Raw genomic sequence first — 18,047 nt, forward strand, 5'->3', positions numbered from 1 at the left:
GCGACGGCCGAGCCGCGCCCGGGCGGCGCGCTACTTCCGGCCGATGCCGGTGTAGACGAACCCCATGCCGCGGAGCTCGTCGGGCTCCCAGACGTTGCGCCCGTCGAAGAGCGTCGGGGAGCTCAGGATGCGCTTCAGCCGGTGGAAGTCGGGGCGCCGGTACTCGTGCCACTCGGTGACGACGACCAGCGCGTCCGCGCCCTCGGCCGCGCCGTACATGCCGTCGCTGAGGAGGATGCGGTTCCCGTAGATGGCGCGCACGTTCGGCATCGCCTGCGGATCGTGCGCCTGGACCGTCGCGCCCGCCTCGAGCAGCTGGTCGATCAGCGTGAGCGCGGGCGCCTCGCGGATGTCGTCGGTCTGCGGCTTGAACGCGAGCCCCCAGACCGCGATCGTCTTGCCCTTGAGCGCGCCGTCGAAGTGGGCGCTCACCTTGCTCCCGAGCAGCCGCTTCTGCCGGGCGTTGATCCGCTCCGTCGCCCGCACGATCTCCAGGTCGTGCCCCACCGCGCTCGCGGTGTAGAGGATGGCCGAGAGATCCTTGGGGAAGCACGACCCGCCGAACCCTGGGCCCGCGAAGAGGAACTTCGTGCCGATGCGCGGGTCGGCGCCGACGCCCTTGCGTACGAGCTCGATGTCCGCGCCGAGCTTCTCCGCGAGCACCGCCAGGTCGTTCATGAACGAGATGCGCGACGCGAGCAGGGCGTTGGCGGCGTACTTGGTGAGCTCGGCCGAGCGGGCGTCCATGAGCTGGATGCGGTCGCTCGCCCGCACGAACGGGTTGTAGAGGTGGCGCAGGATCTCGCGCGCCTTCGGGTCGTCCGAGCCGATGATCACGCGGTCGGGCTTCATGAAGTCGTTCACCGCGTCGCCCTCCTTGAGGAACTCCGGGTTCGACGCGACGGCGAACGGCTGGGTGGTGAGCCCGCCGATGATCTGCTTGAGCCGATCCGCGGTCCCGACCGGGACCGTGCTCTTCGTGGCGATCACCTTGAAGTTGTTCAGGTTCTTGCCGATCGTCTCGCCGACGGCCTCGACGGCGGAGAGGTCGGCGGAGCCGTCGTCGGCCTGCGGCGTGCCGACGGCGATGAAGACGATCTCCGCGTCGCGGATGGCGCTGGCGACGTCGGTGGAGAACCGGAGCCTGCCGTCCCGCGTGTTCTTGGCGATGAGCACGTCGAGGCCGGGCTCGAAGATCGGCATCTCTCCGCGCTTCAGCATCTCGATCTTGGCGGCGGACACGTCGACGCACGCGACGTCGTTCCCGAAGTCCGCGAAACCCGCGCCGGCCACGAGGCCGACGTACCCTGTTCCCACGACCGCAAGCTGCATGCGCGGGACGCTACCACGACTCTCGGGCTGTTCGAGCCGGGAGGAGCGCGAAGTGTGATCCCCGATCGATCTGTCCCGCTACGTCAAGCGCGCGCGCCCGCGGCCGCGCCCGCGCCCGCGCCGGGCGCGGGCCTCGCCGGCCGCGCGCCTCGCGCGCCGCCGTCGGGGCGGGCCTGCGCTCGGGCGCGCGCGGGGCCGGGCGCTCGACGCCCGAGGGGCGCGTGGCTCAGGGGTGCACGAACACCACCGTTCCGGTCAGCGAGCGCGCCGCGCCGTGCCATCCCGGCGGGACGGCCGGCTCGGTCCAGAAGAAGAGGCGGCGGGCGTCCTCCGGCGACAGGTTGATGCAGCCGTGGCTCTTGGGCCGGCCGAACTTGTCGTGCCAGTAGGCGCCGTGGAGCGCATACCCCTCCTCGAAGTACTGCACGTAGGGGACGTCGCGCAGCTCGAACTCCTCGCCGACGGCGTCCGAGTCCATCGTGATGGAGATGTACTTCGTGTGGATGCGGAAGATCCCGCGCTTCGTCGCGGTGCTGGACTCGTGGTCCTCGAGCCCCGCCTCGCCGCTCGAGATCAGGGTCGCGTAGACCGGCTTCGTGCCCTCGTAGGCGACGAGCACCTGCTTCGTGATGTTGACGTCGAGCCACTTCTCGCCGTTCTTGCCCCAGGCGGGCATCTTCTTGGCGGGGTCGATGCGGCCGGCGTGGCGATCGTCGACCCAGTCGCCGTCCTTCGTCTCGTAGTGCAGCTTGCCGCCGAAGAACTGCTGCTTGCCGGTGAGGGGCACCGCGGCGCGCCACTCGAGCTCACCGGCGTCGACGAGCTTCTTGCCCTCCACGCGCCACCGCTTGCCGCCGGCGCGGCGCACGAGCGCGAACGGGAAGTCGATGTCCTTGCCGATCTCGACGCCGTGGAAGTCGGACCCGCGGATGGGGCGGAACCGATCGGCGGGGACGACGCGCAGGTCGGTGGTGACGTTGTAGCGCCGGCCCTCGTGGAGGAACGACTCGATGAAGGCCATGCCGTTGCGCCGCGAGACCTCGTCGATCTTCACGGCGTCGTCGGACTTGATGAGGCCGGAGAGGTTGGGGGCCCTCCGGCCGTCGCGCAAGAACCACGGGATCTCGCGATCGGTGATGCGCTGCGCGAGGGCGTCGAGCGCGGGCGGGGCCGGCTCGTTGCTCCATTTGAGCCACACGTCGAGGCCGTAGGTGGCGCCGCTCTCCTCGTCTTTCGCCCAGCGATCGAGGTGCTTCTTGAGGCTCGGCTCGTGGCGCTCGAGGTCGTCCTGCGTCGGGATGCGCGCGTACGCGGGGCCGCCGCGGGTGACGGTGCCGTACATGTACGGGAGCTTGTGGGTGACGTCGGGGCGGCGGGCGGCGGCGCGGACGATCTCGTGGTTCAGGTCGAGGGTCGCGTCGGGGCCGAGGCACACGTAGCCGAACGGCTTGATCTTGCGGAAGCCACCGGGGCAGCCGTCGGTGCCTGCGGGCTCGGGATCCATCTCGACGATCGCGCCGGCGCGGAGGAAGCCGACGCGCTTGGCGCCGGTGCTGGGCCGGGCGTAGACGCGGGTGAGCATCGCGATGCTCGCGAGCCGCGGGCTGCCCTCGGCGGGCGGCGGGGGCGGGGTGGCGACGCCGCTCAGCGAGACGATGGGCGGGCCCTGGGGCTGGCCGGGCGGGGGCTCATCCTCGGCCGGGGCAGGGGAGGCGGAGGGGGCGCCGGAAGCGGCGGAGGCGGGGCCCTGCGCGGCGGCCTCCTTGGCGGCGGCGCCGCCCTGGGCCTCGGCCGGCGAGTCGGGGGTGGTCCCGGACTGGGACTGGCCGCAGCCCGAGAGGAGCGCGGCGAGGGCGAGAGACGCGAGCGCAGGGCGGCGCGCCGCGCGCGGTGCTGCGGGGCGCGTTCGGGGCGGCGTGTCCATGGCGGGGCGACCGTAGTGCACAGGAGGGGGAGGCGGGCCAGTTTTCGGCGGCGTCTGCGCCGAGGATGGTCCGCTCCTGCTTCGCGCTCGGGCCTCGTGGAGGGTGGCGTCCACCACGGGTCCTGGCACTGAGACGAGCGACACGCGTGCGTGATGGCGACCGTTGCCGAGCGAGGCGCCGCGCGAAGACTCCGCGCCGTTCGGCGGAACACAGGGGCGCTTCAGCGCGCCACGCCGCGACGGCAGCGAGTTCGGTCCAACTTCCCGCGACGCAAGAGGCCACGCGATCCCGTTGCTAGCGGAAGCCAGAGGGCGAGCGGGTCAGGCGCGCGAGGTAGCCGGGATGGGCGGGGTCGTCTAGGCTCCCGGGGCCCGTGGAGGGCTCCGGTGCAGGACCATGATCGAGACCGTCAGCTTCAAGAATTTCAAGGCGCTGCGGGACATCTCTCTCCCGCTCGAGCGGTTCACGGTGCTGGTGGGGCCGAACGCCTCTGGAAAAACGAGCGTGCTTCAGGGGCTCGCGTATCTCCATTCAGAAGACCCTTGGTCGCTGCTGGAAGGTGAGCGACATCCGTCGGTGCTCCGCTCTCATGGCACCGGCGAGCCGATCGAGATTCGATGCACAGGAACTTGGAAGGGCAGGGCGGGCTCGATCCGTCTCTTGGCAGAGGACTACGGCGATGGCCACTGGGGAAGGCACGTGACCGTTGAATACGGCGATGACGTGATCACGTACCCGGGGGCTAGCTCTCAGCTGTCAGATGAAGCTCGAGAAGTGATAGATGCTGTCCGCGCTCCAGCGGACTTGCTCAGGCTCGATGCGACCAAGCTCGCCCAGTCATCCTACAGCGCCTCCCTCGTCCCGCGAATAGAGCCGGACGGCGATGGCCTGGCCGCCGTGCTCGCCGAGATGCTCATCTCGCGCGCGGACGACTTCCGACGTGTGGAGGACGCGCTGCGCGCGGTCATCCCCGCTGTGGAGAGGATTCGCCTGGAGCGTTCAGCGGTGAAGCGTCCCGAGATCCAGCGGGTTACCATCAACGGTCAGACGATGACGAGCACCGTCGAGCGAGAATACGTCGGCCATCGTGCCGTGCTGGACATGCGGGGTGCGGCCAATCTACCAGCCCACGCCGCGAGCGAGGGGACGCTCATCGTGCTCGGGATCTTGACGGCGATCATCAGCCGTAAGGGTGCACATTTGCTCCTCATCGACGATCTTGAACGCGCGATCCACCCGAGGGCCATCGCCGATCTGGTCGCGCAGATCCGCAAGCTCCTCGACGTGTTTCCTGAACTGCAGATCGTCGCGACGAGCCATTCCCCCTACCTCATCGATCATCTCGAGCCTGAGGAGGTTCGACTGACGAGCGCCGACGAGACCGGCGCCGTGAGGTGGGCCCGGTTGAACGAACATCCGCAGTTTGAACGCTGGAAGGAGTTCATGAGCCCCGGGGAGATCTGGAGCATGGTGGGCGAGGACTGGGTCCGCGAGCGAGGCGCGCAGCCCCATGCCTGAGCAGGCGGCTTACTCGATAGCAGTGGTATGTGAAGCGGACGCCGACCGGCGCACCGCATGCGCGCTCTGCGATCGAGTGCTCTGCGAAGCGGTTGACTGGATTGACTCGGAGACGCTCGATCATCTTCGCGCCTATCACGGCGAGCGCCGTCAGGATTCTTGTCTGAAGTGGACGAGCATGAAGGAGATAGCGAGGGCGCGGCATGTCGTCGCGCACGGGTTTTCCGGGGGAAAGCCGCGAGAGCCGGATGCAGCTATGGCCGAGCAGGCGTTGAAGCTCCTCGCCACGAGCGATCCTCCCCCGGATGCCGTCATCCTCATGCGCGACGCGGACAAGCTGAGCCGGCGTCGTGAGGGCTTCGAGCAGGCGCGGGACGCGCAGTCGTGGCGCTTTCCGGTCGTCATCATCGGCGTCGCCCACACCAAGCGAGAATGCTGGATCCTCGCTGGCTACGAGCCTCGCGACGATGCCGAGAGAGCGCTCCTCGAGCGCGAACGCAAGGAGCTCGGTTTTGATCCCCGCTCGCGCGCCGAGCAGCTCACGGCCAGCGAGGACGGCGCGAAGCGCGATGCCAAGCGGGTGCTCCGTGCGCTCACAGGAGGAGACCACGAGCGGGAGGAGGCATGTATGAAGGAGCCTCCCCTGGCCGTCCTGAAGCAGCGAGGCGCTGCGACTGGACTGATGGACTACCTCGATGAGATCGAAGCGCGCCTCGTGCCTCTCTTCGGCCAGGTCGCGAAGCGCTGACGACCGACCCTCCCCCGGCCGGCGCCGTCCTCGCTCGCGGCCACTCAGGCCGTACGCGAGAGGCATCGTGGCGGCGCCGCAGCTCGCTCCCTGTGCCGAGCACGACGCCGGCAGCCAGACGGCCCGTGCTCATCCGGAGCAGCCGTCGCTCCGTGGGTGGAGGACCACCGTGAAGGGATATCGCTCCTCTCCTCGGGTGTCGGGGTCGTAAGGGCCCGTGGGCAAGACGGTCACGGCGAGCGTTCGCTTCCCGTCCGCCGCGAGCTCCAGGGGTGCGGGGCCGGACGAGAGGTCGAGGAGCTCGCCGTCGGAGTCGGGCGTGAGCCCGGGCACGGCCTGGACGACGAAGCGGCGCCTCGCGTCGTCGGGCGCTTCGAGGGATACGCAGACCGGCCGCGCGGCGTCCGCGCCCGCCGACAGCTCGATGTAGCTGGTGCCGAGCATCATCGGCGCGTCCTCGCGGATGTCGATCCTGCCCGGCGAAGCCTCGATCTGGGCCGCCAGCGTCAGCCTGGCCTCCTCGAGGTTCTCGAGGCCCCCCGCGAAGTGACGGAAGTGCCGGTCGTCGACGTGATCGCCGGTATACCAGCGCCAGCGCGCGAGCTCGGGGACGATGTCGACATAGCTGGTGTCCGCCACCTCGCGCAGCATCGCGTCGAGCGCATCGACGAAGTCGGGCTCGTTGCGATCCAGCGCGCCCTCGGCGCCTCGAGGGTTGCGCGCGTCGAGCCACATGCGGGAGACGAACGTCGGATCGCCGTCGAAGAACCGCTCCTTGAGGTACAGGAGGACCATGGACGAGCCATACATGGCCCACGTCTCGTAACCGTCGTCGTGGTCGATCGCCCGGTCCGGGTGCCTCTGGAAATCGGCGAGGCCCTCGTCCGCATAGCGATCCATGTAGATCTGGTCGAGGAAGCTGGCCGACATCTCGAAGAGGACGGGGCTCTCGTTCCAGTCGTCGGAGGCCTGCGACGCGTGCGCCATCTCGTGCACGACGGTCTCCTCCAGATCGGCGCCGCCATAAGGCCCCCACGGATCGACGATCATGAAAGGGTGCCAGTCGTTCCAGGAAGTCGACGGCTCATCGCCGAGGACGTCGACCAGGCAGCTGCGGTGGCCTCGCCACACGAGCACGTCGAACGCGTCGTCGGGGCCGCACTCTCCTGCATCCGTCAGCGGCGGGTGCATGCCGATCCGATTCACGTGGTAGTCCCACCCCTTCTCCACGAAGGCGAGGACCTGACGGGCGGTGTCGCGCTCCTCTTCCCGGGAGTAGTGGACGAGCACGGGGAGCGTCGCGGAGCGGATCGAGAAAGGAAACAGCTCCTCGAAGTCGGCTCGCCCACAGGCGCTCTCCCCTTCGGACAACGGATGCATGTACTCGGGAAATGGAGCTCGGGTCGTATCGTCGCTCTCCGCGCCGCAGCCGGCGGTGAGGATGAGGGGAGAGCAGGCCAGCCACGCCAGGGCCTTGATCATCGTCGACCCTTTAACCGAGCCATCGGCGAGCCCGCAAGGCGGCCAGGACCATCCGAAGCGGGACGGAGCGAGCTTCGGAGGGGTCTCGAGCTGGCCGCCCCCGCGGGATGGATCGCGGGCAGGTCGCGACGTGCCGGCGCGGGCTTCGGAGGCCCTCCGGTTCGGTTTCGGATCGACCTGACCCCCCTCGGAGGGGTCGCGGACAGGTCGCGATGTGGCGAAACGGGCTTCGGAGGCCCTCCGGTTCGGTTTCGGATCGAGCCGACCCCCCTTCCGAGGGGGCGCAAGGAGGTCGCGACCTGTGCGCGCGACGCGATGCGTCAATTGTTCCTGTCGCCGGACTCCATCCACGCGAGCCATGCGTCCGCTCCGTGCAGGGCGTCCGCCACAGCGGCGAGCGCGCTGTCGCCGCCGATCCGCGCCACCAGCGGCGCGAGCATCTTCACGCCTCCCCAGCCGCTCAGGGTCGATGCAAGCGTGACCGAGCCGGCAGCGTCGCCGAGGCTCCTGGCGAACAGCCACGCGGCGTCATGAGGCGACATCCAGGCAGCGCAGCGGATCACCGTCTCCAGCCCGTCCGTGTCCCCGCTCTCGCGGTAGGCCGCGACGGCGCGGGCGGCGAGCGCCGGCCGCGACGGCGCGGGCGCGGCGCAGCAAAGCGCCGCGAGGGCCGCGATGCGCGCCTGACCCGAGCTCCCACCGCGCTCGGCGATCTCGACCGAGGCGTCGAGCCCCAGCGCCAGCCGGAAGCCGCTCACGGGCACCCAGGCGATCGTGGAGACGTCGAGGGCGAGCCGCTCTGCCCACCGCTCGGCCGCTTCCCTGGGACCCGACACCGAGATCAGCACGCGCACGGAAGGGCCGAGCTCGCCCAGCACCGACCGCTCGCGCTCCTCGGGCCAGTCGGCGCACGCGTCCGGGCCGACCAGGCCGAGGAGGAGCGCCGGCTCGCCGTCCTCGGCGTCCCGGTTCGCGATCTCGTTCGCGAGCAGCTCGCAGAGCCCCTGGCGATCCTCGGCGTGCGGCGCGTCGTCGGGCCAGAGGCCGTCCGCGAGCCGCGCCAGCACCTCCTGCTCGAACGGCGCGCCGGCCGCCCGGCGCCGGCCCGTACACAACGCAGGCGCCGGCGCTGCCTCCGCCGTGCCAGGCGCGGATCGCGTCGAAGGCCGCGGATTGGCCAGGCCCAAAGAAGCCGTCTTCCATCGCCGTCTCCCGCTCCGCGTCGCTCAATCGCTCCTGGGCTTCCGGTTGAGAGCACCTCCACACGTCAGCAGGTATCATGGCCCAATTGCTGTCGAGCGCGCCGCGGGCGCGCAGCATTCAGGGATTGCGGGGGGGGCAGCCGTTCTCCGGCCCTCCCCGGCGCAGCGGTCGCGCCCCCGCGCTCCGGCTGCCGCCGGCCCGCTCCTGGGACACGCACGTCGCCCCTGATGCCACGCGCTCGCTCGCGCACCGCATCCGGCGGTCCCCCGGAAGCTAGCCCCGCCCGAACCTGAGCAGCAGCCCGAGCCAGCCCCGCGCCAGGTAAAGGCCGTTGATCAGCACATAGATCCAGAAGAACACGTCGAGCCGAGCCGCGAGCGCGAACGCCCAGATGTGGCTCGGGTAGTGGTTCAGGAATCGCAGGAACGTCGTCACGAGCGCCGCCGCCCGGGCGACGGGCGACCGCGGGCGCTCCTCCGTGACATTCTCATAGTGCGCCGAGACCGACGTCTCCTTGCCGCTGATCTCCGGGCGGCGGACGAAGTTCGTCAGCGAGATCGCCGAGGCGATCACCGCGACCCCGACCACCCCCGCGAGCAGGAAGCGCGGGTCGCCCGCGGGCCAGAGCGCGCCGTCGAGGCCGAGGCCGCCGGCGAGGAAGAAGCGCACCGAGAGGGCGCCCGAGAGGAGCACCGCCTTGAGCTCGTCCGTGAAGAAATCGAAGAGGTGACCCTCCTTCGACGCGATCTGCTTGTGGCGCGCGAGCATCCCGTCGGCGCAGTCGAGGAGGTAGCTCAGCTCGAGCACGGCGATGGCGACGAGGCCCCCCACCGCCGTGGGCAGCGCGACGAGCAACGCCGCCGCGACCACGAACACCGCGAGGTTGAGCAGCGTGACCTGGTTCGGCGTGATCGAGGTCCGCGCGAGCAGCGCGACGACGCCGCCGGCGAGCGGGCGCATGACGTAGGTGTTGAAGAGCTGATCGTGCTTCTTCCGCGTGGCCAGGTAGATGCGCTTCGCTTCGCCGAGCATGGCGGGCGCATCCTAGAGCGGCGGTCCGACGGGAAGGGCACAAACCGCTCCGCGCCGCCCCGCCCGACGCACAAACCGCCCCGCGCGCGGCGCGCGCCCCGTCTCCTAGCGCCTCCTCCCGCCCTCCGGGCGTGTTTCCTCCGGGCTTCGTCGCGGTAGCGAAGAGCCCGCCCGCCGCCGCCCGCCGCCGTCGCGGCCGCTCTCGCCGGGGCTAACGCCCGCCCCGAGCCGCCGAGCGGCTTCCCTCGTGCGGCGGGAACGTCTATCAAAGGTCTTCATTCATCAGGCCGGTTTCCCGCTCGGGAACAACGAAGCGATCCGGCGGCACGACCGCTGTCCAGTCACGCACGGAGTAGATCGGATGAAGCGTTCCATTCGCGGTCTCACGCTCTCGCTCGCGCTCCTCGCCGGCTCGCTCGCGCACGCGGCCCCCGGCAAGCGGCCCGACCTCAACGCCTACCTGCGCGCGCCAAGCGCCGCGCGCGCCCTCGGCGCCGCGCGCGCCCTCGGCGACGCGCGCGCCGCGGCCGCCGCCCGCGCCGCGCGCGCGGGCGGGGTCGTCACGTCCATCGACGAGCAACGCGGCGCGCCGACCTTCCTGTGGGCCGCGAGCGGGGCCGCGCCGGCCGAGGCCCCGTCGGCCGTCGCCCCGGGCGCCACGCCGGAGGCCGCGGCCCGGCGCCACCTCGCCCGCTTCGCCGCGGACTACGGCCTGTCCCGGGCCGCGCTGGAGGCGGCGCAGGTGGTCCACGTCCACGACCTCGGCCAGGGCCCCGTCATCGTCGTCCTGCGGCAGCGCGTCGACGGCGCCGACGTCTTCCAGACCGACGTGAAGGTGCTCATGCGCCAGGACCTCGCGCTCGTCGCCATCTCCGGCAACCTGCACCCGGCCGCCGTGCCCGCCATGGCGCGCGCGCGCCGCCATGCGTTCCGCCTCTCGCCGAGGCAGGCGCTCGGCCGGGCGCTCGAGGACCTCCACGGGATCCACCCGGGGCAGCGCGGCGTCGTCGATCTCCAGCGCCCCGCCGGCGACTACCAGGCGTTCGACCTCGCGCCGGGCAGCGCGCTCCGCGCCGCGGGCCTCCACCTGGTCGAGCCGGCCCGCGTGAAGAGGGTCTATTTCCCGATGCCGGAAGGGTTGATCCCGGCGTACTTCGTCGAGTTCATCTCGGGAGAGGTCGAGTCCGTCTCCTCGGACGCCTACGACTACGTGATCGCGGCCGACGACGGCCGCGTCCTCTACCGCCGCGACCTGATCGAGTACGACGCGTTCAACTACCGCGTCTGGGCCGAGACCACCGGCGACCGGCGGCCCCTCGACGGGCCCCAGGCCGACTTCCTGCCGCACCCGACCGGCGTGCCGGACGGGTCGCAGCCGGACTTCATCCCGGCGCCGCTCGTCTCGATGGAGGGGTTCAACAAGGGCCCGGGCGGCGCCGCCGACCCCTGGCTGCCGAACGACGCGGTCCAGACCTTCGGCAACAACGTGGACGCCTACGCGGACCACCGGGCCCCCGACGGCTTCTCGAACGGCGACGTCCGGGCGACCCTCACCGCGGCGCGGACGTTCGACCACGTCTACGACCCGCTGCTCGATCCGGTGTCGAGCGAGGCGCAGACCATGGCCGCCGTGACCCAGCTGTTCTACGTGAACAACTGGCTGCATGACTGGTACTACGACTCGGGCTTCGACGAGGCCGCGGGCAACGCCCAGCTGGACAACATGGGCCGCGGCGGCCTCGGCGGCGATCCGCTGCACGCCGAGGCGCAGGACGGCGCCCTGGTGCCGAACGCCCAGCGGAACAACGCGAACATGAACGCGATGTCCGACGGCGCCTCGCCGCGGATGCAGATGTACCTCTGGAACAGCAAGGACGTCCGGCGCACGCTGACGCTCGACCCGGGCGGCGCGAGCCTGAGCACCGGCACGGCCGCGTTCGGGGCCGGGAACTTCAACCTCTCCGCCGAGATCGCGCTGGTCGACGACGGCGTCGACGCCACGCCCGACGACGCGGTCGATGGAACCCGCGACGGGTGCGAGGCGCCGGTCGCCGACGTCGCGGGCAAGATCCTGCTCGTCGATCGGGGCGGCTGCACCTTCAAGCAGAAGGGGGTGAACGCCCAGGCCGCCGGCGCGGCCGCGCTGATCATCGCCAACAACGCGCCCGGCGACCCCGCGCCGGGCATGGGCAACGGCGCGCCGGAGGACGCCGCGGTGACCATCCCGGTGCTCTCCACCTCCTACGAGGAAGGGATCAGCCTCAAGGCCGCGCTCCTGGAAGGGACGGTCAGGGCGGCGATGGAGCGCGTGCTCGGCGTCGTGCGCGACGGCACGATCGACAACACCGTCACCGCGCACGAGTGGGGGCACTACCTCCACCGGCGCCTGACCCAGTGCTTCACCGCGCAGTGCGACGCGCAGAGCGAGGGCTGGGGCGACTTCATCGCGCTGCACATGGCGATGCGCGACGGCGACGACCTCGGCGGCACCTTCGCGACCGGCATCTACGCGTCGGAGGAGAGCGGCGAGAGCGCCTACTACGGCGGCCGCCGGGCGCCCTACACGATCAACTTCTCGAAGAACGGGCTCACGTTCAAGCACATCTCGGACGGCGTCGCGCTCCCGGATCACCCGATCCTCGAGGGGAGCGACCCGAGGAACTCCGAGGTCCACAACGCGGGCGAGATCTGGGCGCTCATGCTGTTCGAGGGCTACGTCGAGCTGCTCGCGCGCGAGGACGAGGGCGGCCGCGTCTACACGCACGACGAGGCGCGGCGGCTCATGTCGGACATCGTCGTGGCGGGGATGAAGCTCGCGCCGGTGGACGCGACCTACACCGAGCAGCGGGACGCGCTGCTCGCGGCCGCGTTCGCGCGGAGCGAGGCCGACATGCTCGCGCTCGCCCACGGCTTCGCGCGGCGCGGCGCGGGGACGTGCGCGGTGTCCGCGCCGCGCGACTCGGAGGACTTCGCCGGCGTGGTCGAGAGCTTCGCGATGGCGCCGCTCGCCGCCGTCTCGCCGGGGGAGCCGGACGACGGCGTGCGCTCGTGCGACGACGACGGCTTCCTCGACGCGGGCGAGCGCGGCAAGGTGGCGATCGAGGTGCGGAACGCGGGGCCGTTGCCGCTCCTCGGCGCCGCGGCGACCGTCTCCTCGACGAACGAGCACGTGTCGTTCCCGGACGGGACCGCGATCCTGCTGCCCGATATCCCGGCGTTCGGGGCCGGGACGGTCGAGGTCGAGGTCGAGGTGGACGAGGCCGCGGTCGGGATCGAGGCGCTGGAGCTCCGCGTGGACGTCACCGCCCCCCGGGCGTGCGAGGTGATGGTCGCCGGCGTCGTCGGGGCGCGCCTCAACGTCGACGACGTGCCGGCGGCGTCGGCCGTCGATTCGGTCGAGAGCGAGGCGCCCGCCTGGTCGAAGGACGGCGACGAGGCGGACGCCATCTGGTCGCGCGAGAAGACGGACCTGACGAACCACGCGTGGCGCGGCGTCGACCACCCGAGCCTCTCCGACACGCAGCTCGTCTCGCCGCCGCTCTCGGTCGGCGAGGGCGAGCCGCTCGTGATCTCGTTCAAGCACCGGTACTCGTTCGAGATCTCGCCGGCGACGGAGGACGAGGCGGCGGTCCACTGGGACGGCGGGCTCATCGAGATCAGCGGCGACGGCGGCGCGACCTGGCAGGACGTCGCGGCGTACGCGGATCCCGGGTACGGCGGCCCGATCGGCAACACGGTGGACGAGCCGTCGGTGAACCCGCTCGCCGGCCGCCAGGGCTTCGTCGGCGCGAACGAGGCCTGGCCCGATCCGGAGCAGGTGACGCTCGATCTCGGCGACGCGTTCGCGGGGAAGACGGTGAAGGTCCGCTTCCGCATCGGCACCGACGCCTACTCGGGCGATTTCGGCTGGGAGATCGACGACATCGACGTCCGCGGCATCGAGAACACGCCGTTCGGCGCGCTCGTCCCGGACGCGCCCGGGTGCGGCGATCCGGTCGGCGAGGGCGGCGCCGGCGGCGAGGGCGGGGCGGGCGGCGAGGGCGGCGGCGGTGAGGGCGCCGCCGGCGGCGCGGGGGGCGCCCCGAGCGGCGAGGGCGGCGGCGGGGCCGACGCGCCGACCGATGGCTCCCCGGTGGTCGCCGAGGGCGACGGCTGCGGCTGCCAGGTGCCCGGCGGCGGCGCTACCAGGACCGCGGGGCCGCTGGCCACGCTGCTGGCGATGGCGCTGCTCGGGCTGCGGCGGCGCCGGGGCGCGGCCTGACCGGGCGCGGCCCGGCGAGGCGCGATCCAGCGGACGCGGGCTGACGGGCCGCCGAGCCCGTCAGCGCCGCGCGCGGTGCGATGCGGGCGCGTCCGGCGGCTCGTCGCTCCACTCGACCGCGATCGATTCCTCGTTCGCGCCCGCGGGGCGCTCCCACTCGGTGGTGATCGATCCGCCGCTCACGGGCGGCTCGTCGCTCCACTCGACCGCGATGCTGTCGACGGCGGTCGGGATGCTCGCGGGGCCCACCGGGACCGTGATCGGCCCGTTCTCGTCGTCCGGGGCGGCGGGCGCGCGCTGCCCGTGCAGCGTGACCGCGTCGGGATCGAGCGCGTGCGCGAACCGCGACGCGTACGGGGGCGGCTCGCGGCGCAGCAGGGCGAGGACGTCCTCGAGCATGAGGCGCGCGTCGGGGTAGCGCTGGTCGCGGTCGAAGGCGAGCGCGCGGTCGACGACGAGGCACACGTCGCGCGGCGCGTACGGCGCGCGCTGCGAGAGCGGCGGCGCCGGCTCCCGGCCCATCTTCAGCAGGAGGTCGAAGTCGGTGCTCGCCTCGTGCACGTGGCGGCCGGCGATCAGGCGGAACATGGTGGCGCCGACCGCGAACAGATCGGCGCGGGCGTCGATGTCGCGGCCCTTGGCCTGCTCCGGCGGCATGTACGGCGTCGTGCCGAGCACGAGGCCCATCCGCGTGAGCTCCCCCAGGAGGCCAGAGTCCTGCCGGATCCGCGCGAGGCCGAAATCGAGGACCTTGATGCGCGGGGCGCCGGCGGGCGCGGGCGTGGACGCGGGGGCCTCGCGGACGACGTACAGGTTGGGCGGCTTGATGTCGCGGTGGATGATCCCCTGCGCGTGCGCCGCGCCGAGCGTGTCGAGCACCTGCGCGGCGAAGCCGAGCACCTCGGCGAGCGGCAGGCCGCCCAGGCGGCGCTCGCGCTCGGCGAGCGACTCGCCCTCGAGCAGCTCCATGACGAGGAACGGCGCGCCGTCCTCGGCGACGTCGATGTCGCGGATCTCGACGGCGCCCGGGTGGCGGAAGCGGTTCGCGGCCTGCGCCTCGCGCTCGAACCGGTCGCAGATCTCCTTCGACTGCGCGGCCTGCGGGTGGAGGATCTTGAGCGCGTCGCGGCGCCCGATGCGGTGGACGCCGACGTACACGGCGGCCATGCCGCCGGCGCCGAGCAGCCGCTCCAGCGTCCACTTGTTGCGGATCGTGGTCCCCACGCGTTGTAAGGCCGTGTCGCTGCTCATGGGGTCCTTGCTGGGCCCATGGAAGCGGGGCGGGCGCACGCGGTCAAGCGTATGCTCTCCGCGCGCGGGGGAAGGCAGAGCGATGGCGAAACCGGACAAGCAGAGCGGGCGGCGGTACACCGAGGCCGAGGTGCGGGCGATCCTGGAGCGCGCCCTCCGGGACGCGCAGGCGCGCGACGTCGGCCATGACGAGCTGGTCGCGGCCGCGGAGGAGATCGGCATCTCGCGGGGCGCGATCGAGGCCGCGTCGCGCGAGATCGAGCATGTCCGGGGCGAGGAGGAGGCGCGCGCGGCGATCCTCGCGCGCCGGCGCAAGGGGTTCCGCTCGCACCTGTTCTCGTTCCTCGTCGTGAACGCGTTCCTCTTCGCGGTCAACGCGCTCACGCCCGGGCCGTGGTGGTTCTTCTGGCCGCTGCTCGGCTGGGGCCTGGGTCTCGCCTTCCATGCGCGCGCCGCGCTCTCCAGCGACGTGTCCCCGCGGCAGCTCCGGCGGGCGATCGAGCGCAGCGCCGCGCTGGCGCAGCGGGAGGAGCACCGGCGGCTGAAGGAGCGGCGCAGGGCGGAGCAGCTCGAGCGCAAGCAGCGCCTCGAGCGGAGCGCCGAGGAGCTCGGGCACGCCGTCGAGGAGGGCGTCGCGACGGTGCTGTCGCGGATCGCGCAGGAGATCCGCGGCAGCGCGCCGCCGCCGCCGTCGCCCGAGGACGCGCGGCGCGGGCGGCGGATCGCGCCGCTCGGCGCGGAGGAGGCCGGGGCGGACGACGCGGAGTTCGATGCGCTCGGCGAGGAGGAGGCGGATCGCGAGGCGCGGCGGGGGCGCGGCCGGCGCTGACGGCGGCGGGTGGCGCGAACGCACAACCGAATGGCGCGTTCGTGAACGCGCGCCCACCGCCCCGCGCGTACACATCCTCACGACGATCGCGCGACGGGCGCGCCCTTCGCTCACCCCGGCTGCGCGCCGACCCGCTGCCGCGGGCGGGCGCCGGGGCGCGCGTTCGCGCCGTCACAACGAGGGAGTACGCAGACCATGCTGAAGAACATCTTGATTGCTCTCGGCCTCGCCACCGCTCTTGCAGCCTGCATGGCCGAGCCGATGGAATCGGCACCTGAGGCCGAGGCGGTCGCCGGCGAGGAGGCCGTGGACTCCGCCGAGCAGGCGCTGATGTCGACCGGCTTCACCCGGACCTACTACAGCGACAGCTCGTTCAAGACACCGATTGGCGTCGAGACCCGCGACTGCGACCCCGATTATAATGAGTTCTTCGGAGAAGCGTCGAGGTACTACAAGCAGCGTCGCTACAACTGCCCCGGCAGCACCATGCCCGGGCTTCCCTCGACGAACTGTTACATCTGCTACGACAACGCGGTCCCCGGCGGCCCGCCGTCCGTGGCGTGCGTCGGCTCCTCGTGCCCGGCCTTCTGAGCAGGCTCGGCCTGAGCAGGCTCGGCGCGGACTGAGCAGGTTCGGCGCGGGCTGAGCAGGCTCGGCGCTGGAGCCCCGGTGGTGCGCCGACCTGCGCCAGCCGCCATGGCCCAGGTTGGCGCGGTCCTAACGCCGGCACCCGGGGCGGCCGTGGCCTACGCGCGCCGGTGCGGACGGCGCGGGGGCTCCGGGGCGCGCGCGCTCCGGAAAAGCGCACGGAGAGGCGGGCCCCGCGAGGGCGTGGAGGCGGCTGGCGCCGAGGCGAGGGGCGCGGCCGGGCGCGTGGCATGTCGAGTGCGTTCGTCAGGCTAACGAACTGACCAACCGACAACCCGAGCCCTCCGCGTCGGCGCTGAACGGTCGCAGCGCGCTCCGCGCGCCGGGGCGCACAGCGCTCGATCGACGGCGCACGTCCGATGTCCGCCAATGGTCTCTCTCGACGAGTTGAAGAGCGCCTCCAGCATCGATGAGCTCCTGGCCGATCCGATCGGCAAGTACTTCGTCGACCCGACGTTCGTCTTCTGGTACCCCGAGCGCGCCTTCAAAGGGTTCTCGCTGTGGGGGCGGCCGAGCGCCGGCGACATCGAGCGCCTCAATCGGCTGAACGACGCGGTGCTGACGCCGCACGGCGGCCGTCACGTGTCGTTCGTCGACCTCCAGGGCCTCGAGGGCGCCGACCCGGCGGCGTTCGCGTCGATGGCGGCCTACCTCTCGGCGCGCTGGCAGCCGTTTCGCGAGCTGGTCGTACGGCAGGCGCTGGTGCGGCCGCCGGGGTTCGCCGGCGCCGTGGTCTCCGGCTTTTACGAGGTCCTGAAGCCTTCGTTCCCGGTCGCCGTGTTCGACGGCATCGGCGAGGCGCTCGCCTGGCTCGGCTTTGGCGATCGCGAGGCGCTGGTCGGGCGCGTGATCGGGCTGCGAGAGCAGGCCGGCGAGGCCGCCGGCGTGCTCGGCTCGCTTCGGCGCTTGCTCTGCGCGTCGCCCTGCCGGCCCGCCCTGGCGGAGGCGGCGCGGGCGCTCCACCTCTCCGAGCGCTCGTTGCAGCGGCACCTGCGGCGAGCCGGCACGACGTTCCAGGCCGAGGTGAACGCCGCGCGGGTGCGCGTCGCCCAGGGGAGGATGCTCACGGGCGACGACAGCCTGACGGCGATCGCGCTCGACGTGGGCTGCGCGTCGGCGCAGCACTTCAGCGCGATGTTCCGCAAGGCGACGGGGCAGAGCCCGAGCGAGTGGCGGGCGCGCGCGCGCGGCGCGCCCCGCCGCGCCGCGCCAAGGAGCGGAGCCCTTGCGGCTCTGCCTCTGCACGGGCCTGCGCTTCCTGTGCTCCGCCGGGGCTCGTCCGGCGGCGGTCAGCGCGGCCCGGGGAGATCTTTGCCCATGCACACGCTGAGCGGCGAGCCCAGGTACTCGCCGAACGGCGGGATCTCCACGAAGCCCGCGCGGCGGTAGAGCGCGAGCGCCTCGGGCTGCCTCACCCCGGTCTCGAGCACGAGGCGCGTCCGGCCGAGGGCCAGCGCCTGCTCCTCGAGCGCGCGGAGGATGGCGCCCGCGATGCCGCGTCCGCGCGCTTCCGGGACCACGTACATGCGCTTGATCTCGGCGGCCGTTGTGTCGAGGGCGCGCACGGCGCCGCAGCCCACGGGCACCTCCCGCGCGTACGCCACGAGGAAGGCGCCGCGCCCCGGGGCGACCTCCGCTGCATCCAGCCGGAAATGGGTCGCTCCCTCCTCGGGGTACCGCTCGGTGAGCTCCGCGTTCAGCCGTCCGATCAACGAGAGCGCTACGGAGGAGAGCAGATCTTCGGCCCGGATCACCGCGGGCAGCGCGCGCGACGCCATGCCGCCTCTAGAGCATGGTTTGCAGGCGGGGGGAAGGCCG

The 18,047-nt window shown here is 72.2% G+C and carries 13 protein-coding genes; 6 read left to right on the plus strand and 7 right to left on the minus strand.

The features are described from left to right. Nucleotides 1–30: 30 nt before the first annotated feature. A complete protein-coding gene (locus tag WME98_RS41545) occupies nucleotides 31–1,332 on the minus strand; it encodes a UDP-glucose dehydrogenase family protein (protein ID WP_437947196.1) in 1,302 nt (433 codons plus the stop codon). Between the two features lie 226 nt (nucleotides 1,333–1,558). Then, nucleotides 1,559–3,256, minus strand: a complete 1,698-nt coding sequence (locus tag WME98_RS41550) for a L,D-transpeptidase (RefSeq protein WP_437947197.1) — start codon at nucleotides 3,254–3,256, stop codon at nucleotides 1,559–1,561. A 397-nt stretch (nucleotides 3,257–3,653) separates the two neighbouring features. On the opposite strand from WME98_RS41550, the gene WME98_RS41555 reads away from it, so the two are divergent. Together WME98_RS41555 and WME98_RS41560 are read left to right on the plus strand one after the other, a co-directional pair. Then, the gene (locus WME98_RS41555) at nucleotides 3,654–4,775 is read left to right on the plus strand and encodes an AAA family ATPase (protein WP_437947198.1); all 1,122 of its coding nucleotides are present in this window, start codon (nucleotides 3,654–3,656) and stop codon (nucleotides 4,773–4,775) included. Further along, nucleotides 4,768–5,523, plus strand: coding sequence for a hypothetical protein (locus WME98_RS41560; RefSeq protein WP_437947199.1), 756 nt, complete (start codon nucleotides 4,768–4,770; stop codon nucleotides 5,521–5,523). The genes WME98_RS41555 and WME98_RS41560 overlap by 8 nt, the downstream gene beginning before the upstream one ends. A 129-nt stretch (nucleotides 5,524–5,652) precedes the next feature. On the opposite strand, the gene WME98_RS41565 is transcribed toward WME98_RS41560, so the two are convergent. The 3 genes from WME98_RS41565 to WME98_RS41575 all read right to left on the minus strand — a co-directional run bounded on the left by WME98_RS41565 (nucleotide 5,653) and on the right by WME98_RS41575 (nucleotide 9,240). Next, the gene (locus tag WME98_RS41565; protein WP_437947200.1) at nucleotides 5,653–7,005 is read right to left on the minus strand and encodes a hypothetical protein; all 1,353 of its coding nucleotides are present in this window, start codon (nucleotides 7,003–7,005) and stop codon (nucleotides 5,653–5,655) included. Nucleotides 7,006–7,325: 320 nt separating this feature from the next. Beyond that, nucleotides 7,326–8,072: a hypothetical protein gene (locus WME98_RS41570; protein ID WP_437947201.1), complete on the minus strand. Its 747-nt coding sequence runs from the start codon at nucleotides 8,070–8,072 to the stop codon at nucleotides 7,326–7,328. Nucleotides 8,073–8,481: 409 nt separating this feature from the next. Next, complete coding sequence (locus tag WME98_RS41575) at nucleotides 8,482–9,240, minus strand: CDP-alcohol phosphatidyltransferase family protein (protein ID WP_437947202.1); 759 nt, start codon at nucleotides 9,238–9,240, stop codon at nucleotides 8,482–8,484. A gap of 361 nt (nucleotides 9,241–9,601) precedes the next feature. Between WME98_RS41575 and WME98_RS41580 the strand changes: the two genes are divergently transcribed. Continuing rightward, nucleotides 9,602–13,501: a M36 family metallopeptidase gene (locus WME98_RS41580; RefSeq protein WP_437947203.1), complete on the plus strand. Its 3,900-nt coding sequence runs from the start codon at nucleotides 9,602–9,604 to the stop codon at nucleotides 13,499–13,501. Nucleotides 13,502–13,561: 60 nt separating this feature from the next. On the opposite strand, the gene WME98_RS41585 is transcribed toward WME98_RS41580, so the two are convergent. Then, on the minus strand, nucleotides 13,562–14,725 hold the full coding sequence (locus tag WME98_RS41585) for a serine/threonine-protein kinase (RefSeq protein WP_437947204.1): 1,164 nt from the start codon (nucleotides 14,723–14,725) through the stop codon (nucleotides 13,562–13,564). A gap of 109 nt (nucleotides 14,726–14,834) precedes the next feature. Between WME98_RS41585 and WME98_RS41590 the strand changes: the two genes are divergently transcribed. The 3 genes from WME98_RS41590 (at nucleotide 14,835) to WME98_RS41600 (ending at nucleotide 17,618) form a co-directional block, all read left to right on the plus strand. Next, entirely contained in the window at nucleotides 14,835–15,581 is a 747-nt protein-coding gene (locus WME98_RS41590) for a 2TM domain-containing protein (RefSeq protein ID WP_437947205.1), read from the plus strand. Nucleotides 15,582–15,842: 261 nt separating this feature from the next. After that, nucleotides 15,843–16,172 (plus strand): DUF6289 family protein, encoded by a 330-nt coding sequence (locus tag WME98_RS41595; RefSeq protein ID WP_437947206.1) that lies wholly within the window; start codon nucleotides 15,843–15,845, stop codon nucleotides 16,170–16,172. A gap of 426 nt (nucleotides 16,173–16,598) precedes the next feature. Further along, nucleotides 16,599–17,618 carry a helix-turn-helix transcriptional regulator gene (locus WME98_RS41600; protein WP_437947207.1) on the plus strand — a complete coding sequence of 340 codons (1,020 nt, stop codon included), beginning with the start codon at nucleotides 16,599–16,601 and terminating at the stop codon, nucleotides 17,616–17,618. Here WME98_RS41600 and WME98_RS41605 read toward each other — a convergent pair. Beyond that, nucleotides 17,519–18,007 (minus strand): GNAT family N-acetyltransferase, encoded by a 489-nt coding sequence (locus tag WME98_RS41605; RefSeq protein ID WP_437947208.1) that lies wholly within the window; start codon nucleotides 18,005–18,007, stop codon nucleotides 17,519–17,521. The genes WME98_RS41600 and WME98_RS41605 overlap by 100 nt on opposite strands. Nucleotides 18,008–18,047 lie beyond the last annotated feature (40 nt).

This window comes from Sorangium sp. So ce296 (assembly GCF_051529605.1).
GTDB classification, from domain to species: Bacteria; Myxococcota_A; Polyangia; order Polyangiales; family Polyangiaceae; genus Sorangium; species Sorangium cellulosum_D.

What these genes read in the sequence shown, in the direction of transcription:
- WME98_RS41580 (WP_437947203.1), top strand. Translation starts at nt 9,602, where the DNA reads ATGAAGCGTTCCATTCGCGGTCTCACGCTCTCGCTCGCGCTCCTCGCC.
- WME98_RS41575 (WP_437947202.1), bottom strand. Translation starts at nt 9,240, where the DNA reads ATGCTCGGCGAAGCGAAGCGCATCTACCTGGCCACGCGGAAGAAGCAC.
- WME98_RS41600 (WP_437947207.1), top strand. Translation starts at nt 16,599, where the DNA reads ATGGTCTCTCTCGACGAGTTGAAGAGCGCCTCCAGCATCGATGAGCTC.
- WME98_RS41590 (WP_437947205.1), top strand. Translation starts at nt 14,835, where the DNA reads ATGGCGAAACCGGACAAGCAGAGCGGGCGGCGGTACACCGAGGCCGAG.
- WME98_RS41560 (WP_437947199.1), top strand. Translation starts at nt 4,768, where the DNA reads ATGCCTGAGCAGGCGGCTTACTCGATAGCAGTGGTATGTGAAGCGGAC.
- WME98_RS41565 (WP_437947200.1), bottom strand. Translation starts at nt 7,005, where the DNA reads ATGATCAAGGCCCTGGCGTGGCTGGCCTGCTCTCCCCTCATCCTCACC.
- WME98_RS41595 (WP_437947206.1), top strand. Translation starts at nt 15,843, where the DNA reads ATGGAATCGGCACCTGAGGCCGAGGCGGTCGCCGGCGAGGAGGCCGTG.
- WME98_RS41605 (WP_437947208.1), bottom strand. Translation starts at nt 18,007, where the DNA reads ATGGCGTCGCGCGCGCTGCCCGCGGTGATCCGGGCCGAAGATCTGCTC.
- WME98_RS41545 (WP_437947196.1), bottom strand. Translation starts at nt 1,332, where the DNA reads ATGCAGCTTGCGGTCGTGGGAACAGGGTACGTCGGCCTCGTGGCCGGC.
- WME98_RS41555 (WP_437947198.1), top strand. Translation starts at nt 3,654, where the DNA reads ATGATCGAGACCGTCAGCTTCAAGAATTTCAAGGCGCTGCGGGACATC.
- WME98_RS41550 (WP_437947197.1), bottom strand. Translation starts at nt 3,256, where the DNA reads ATGGACACGCCGCCCCGAACGCGCCCCGCAGCACCGCGCGCGGCGCGC.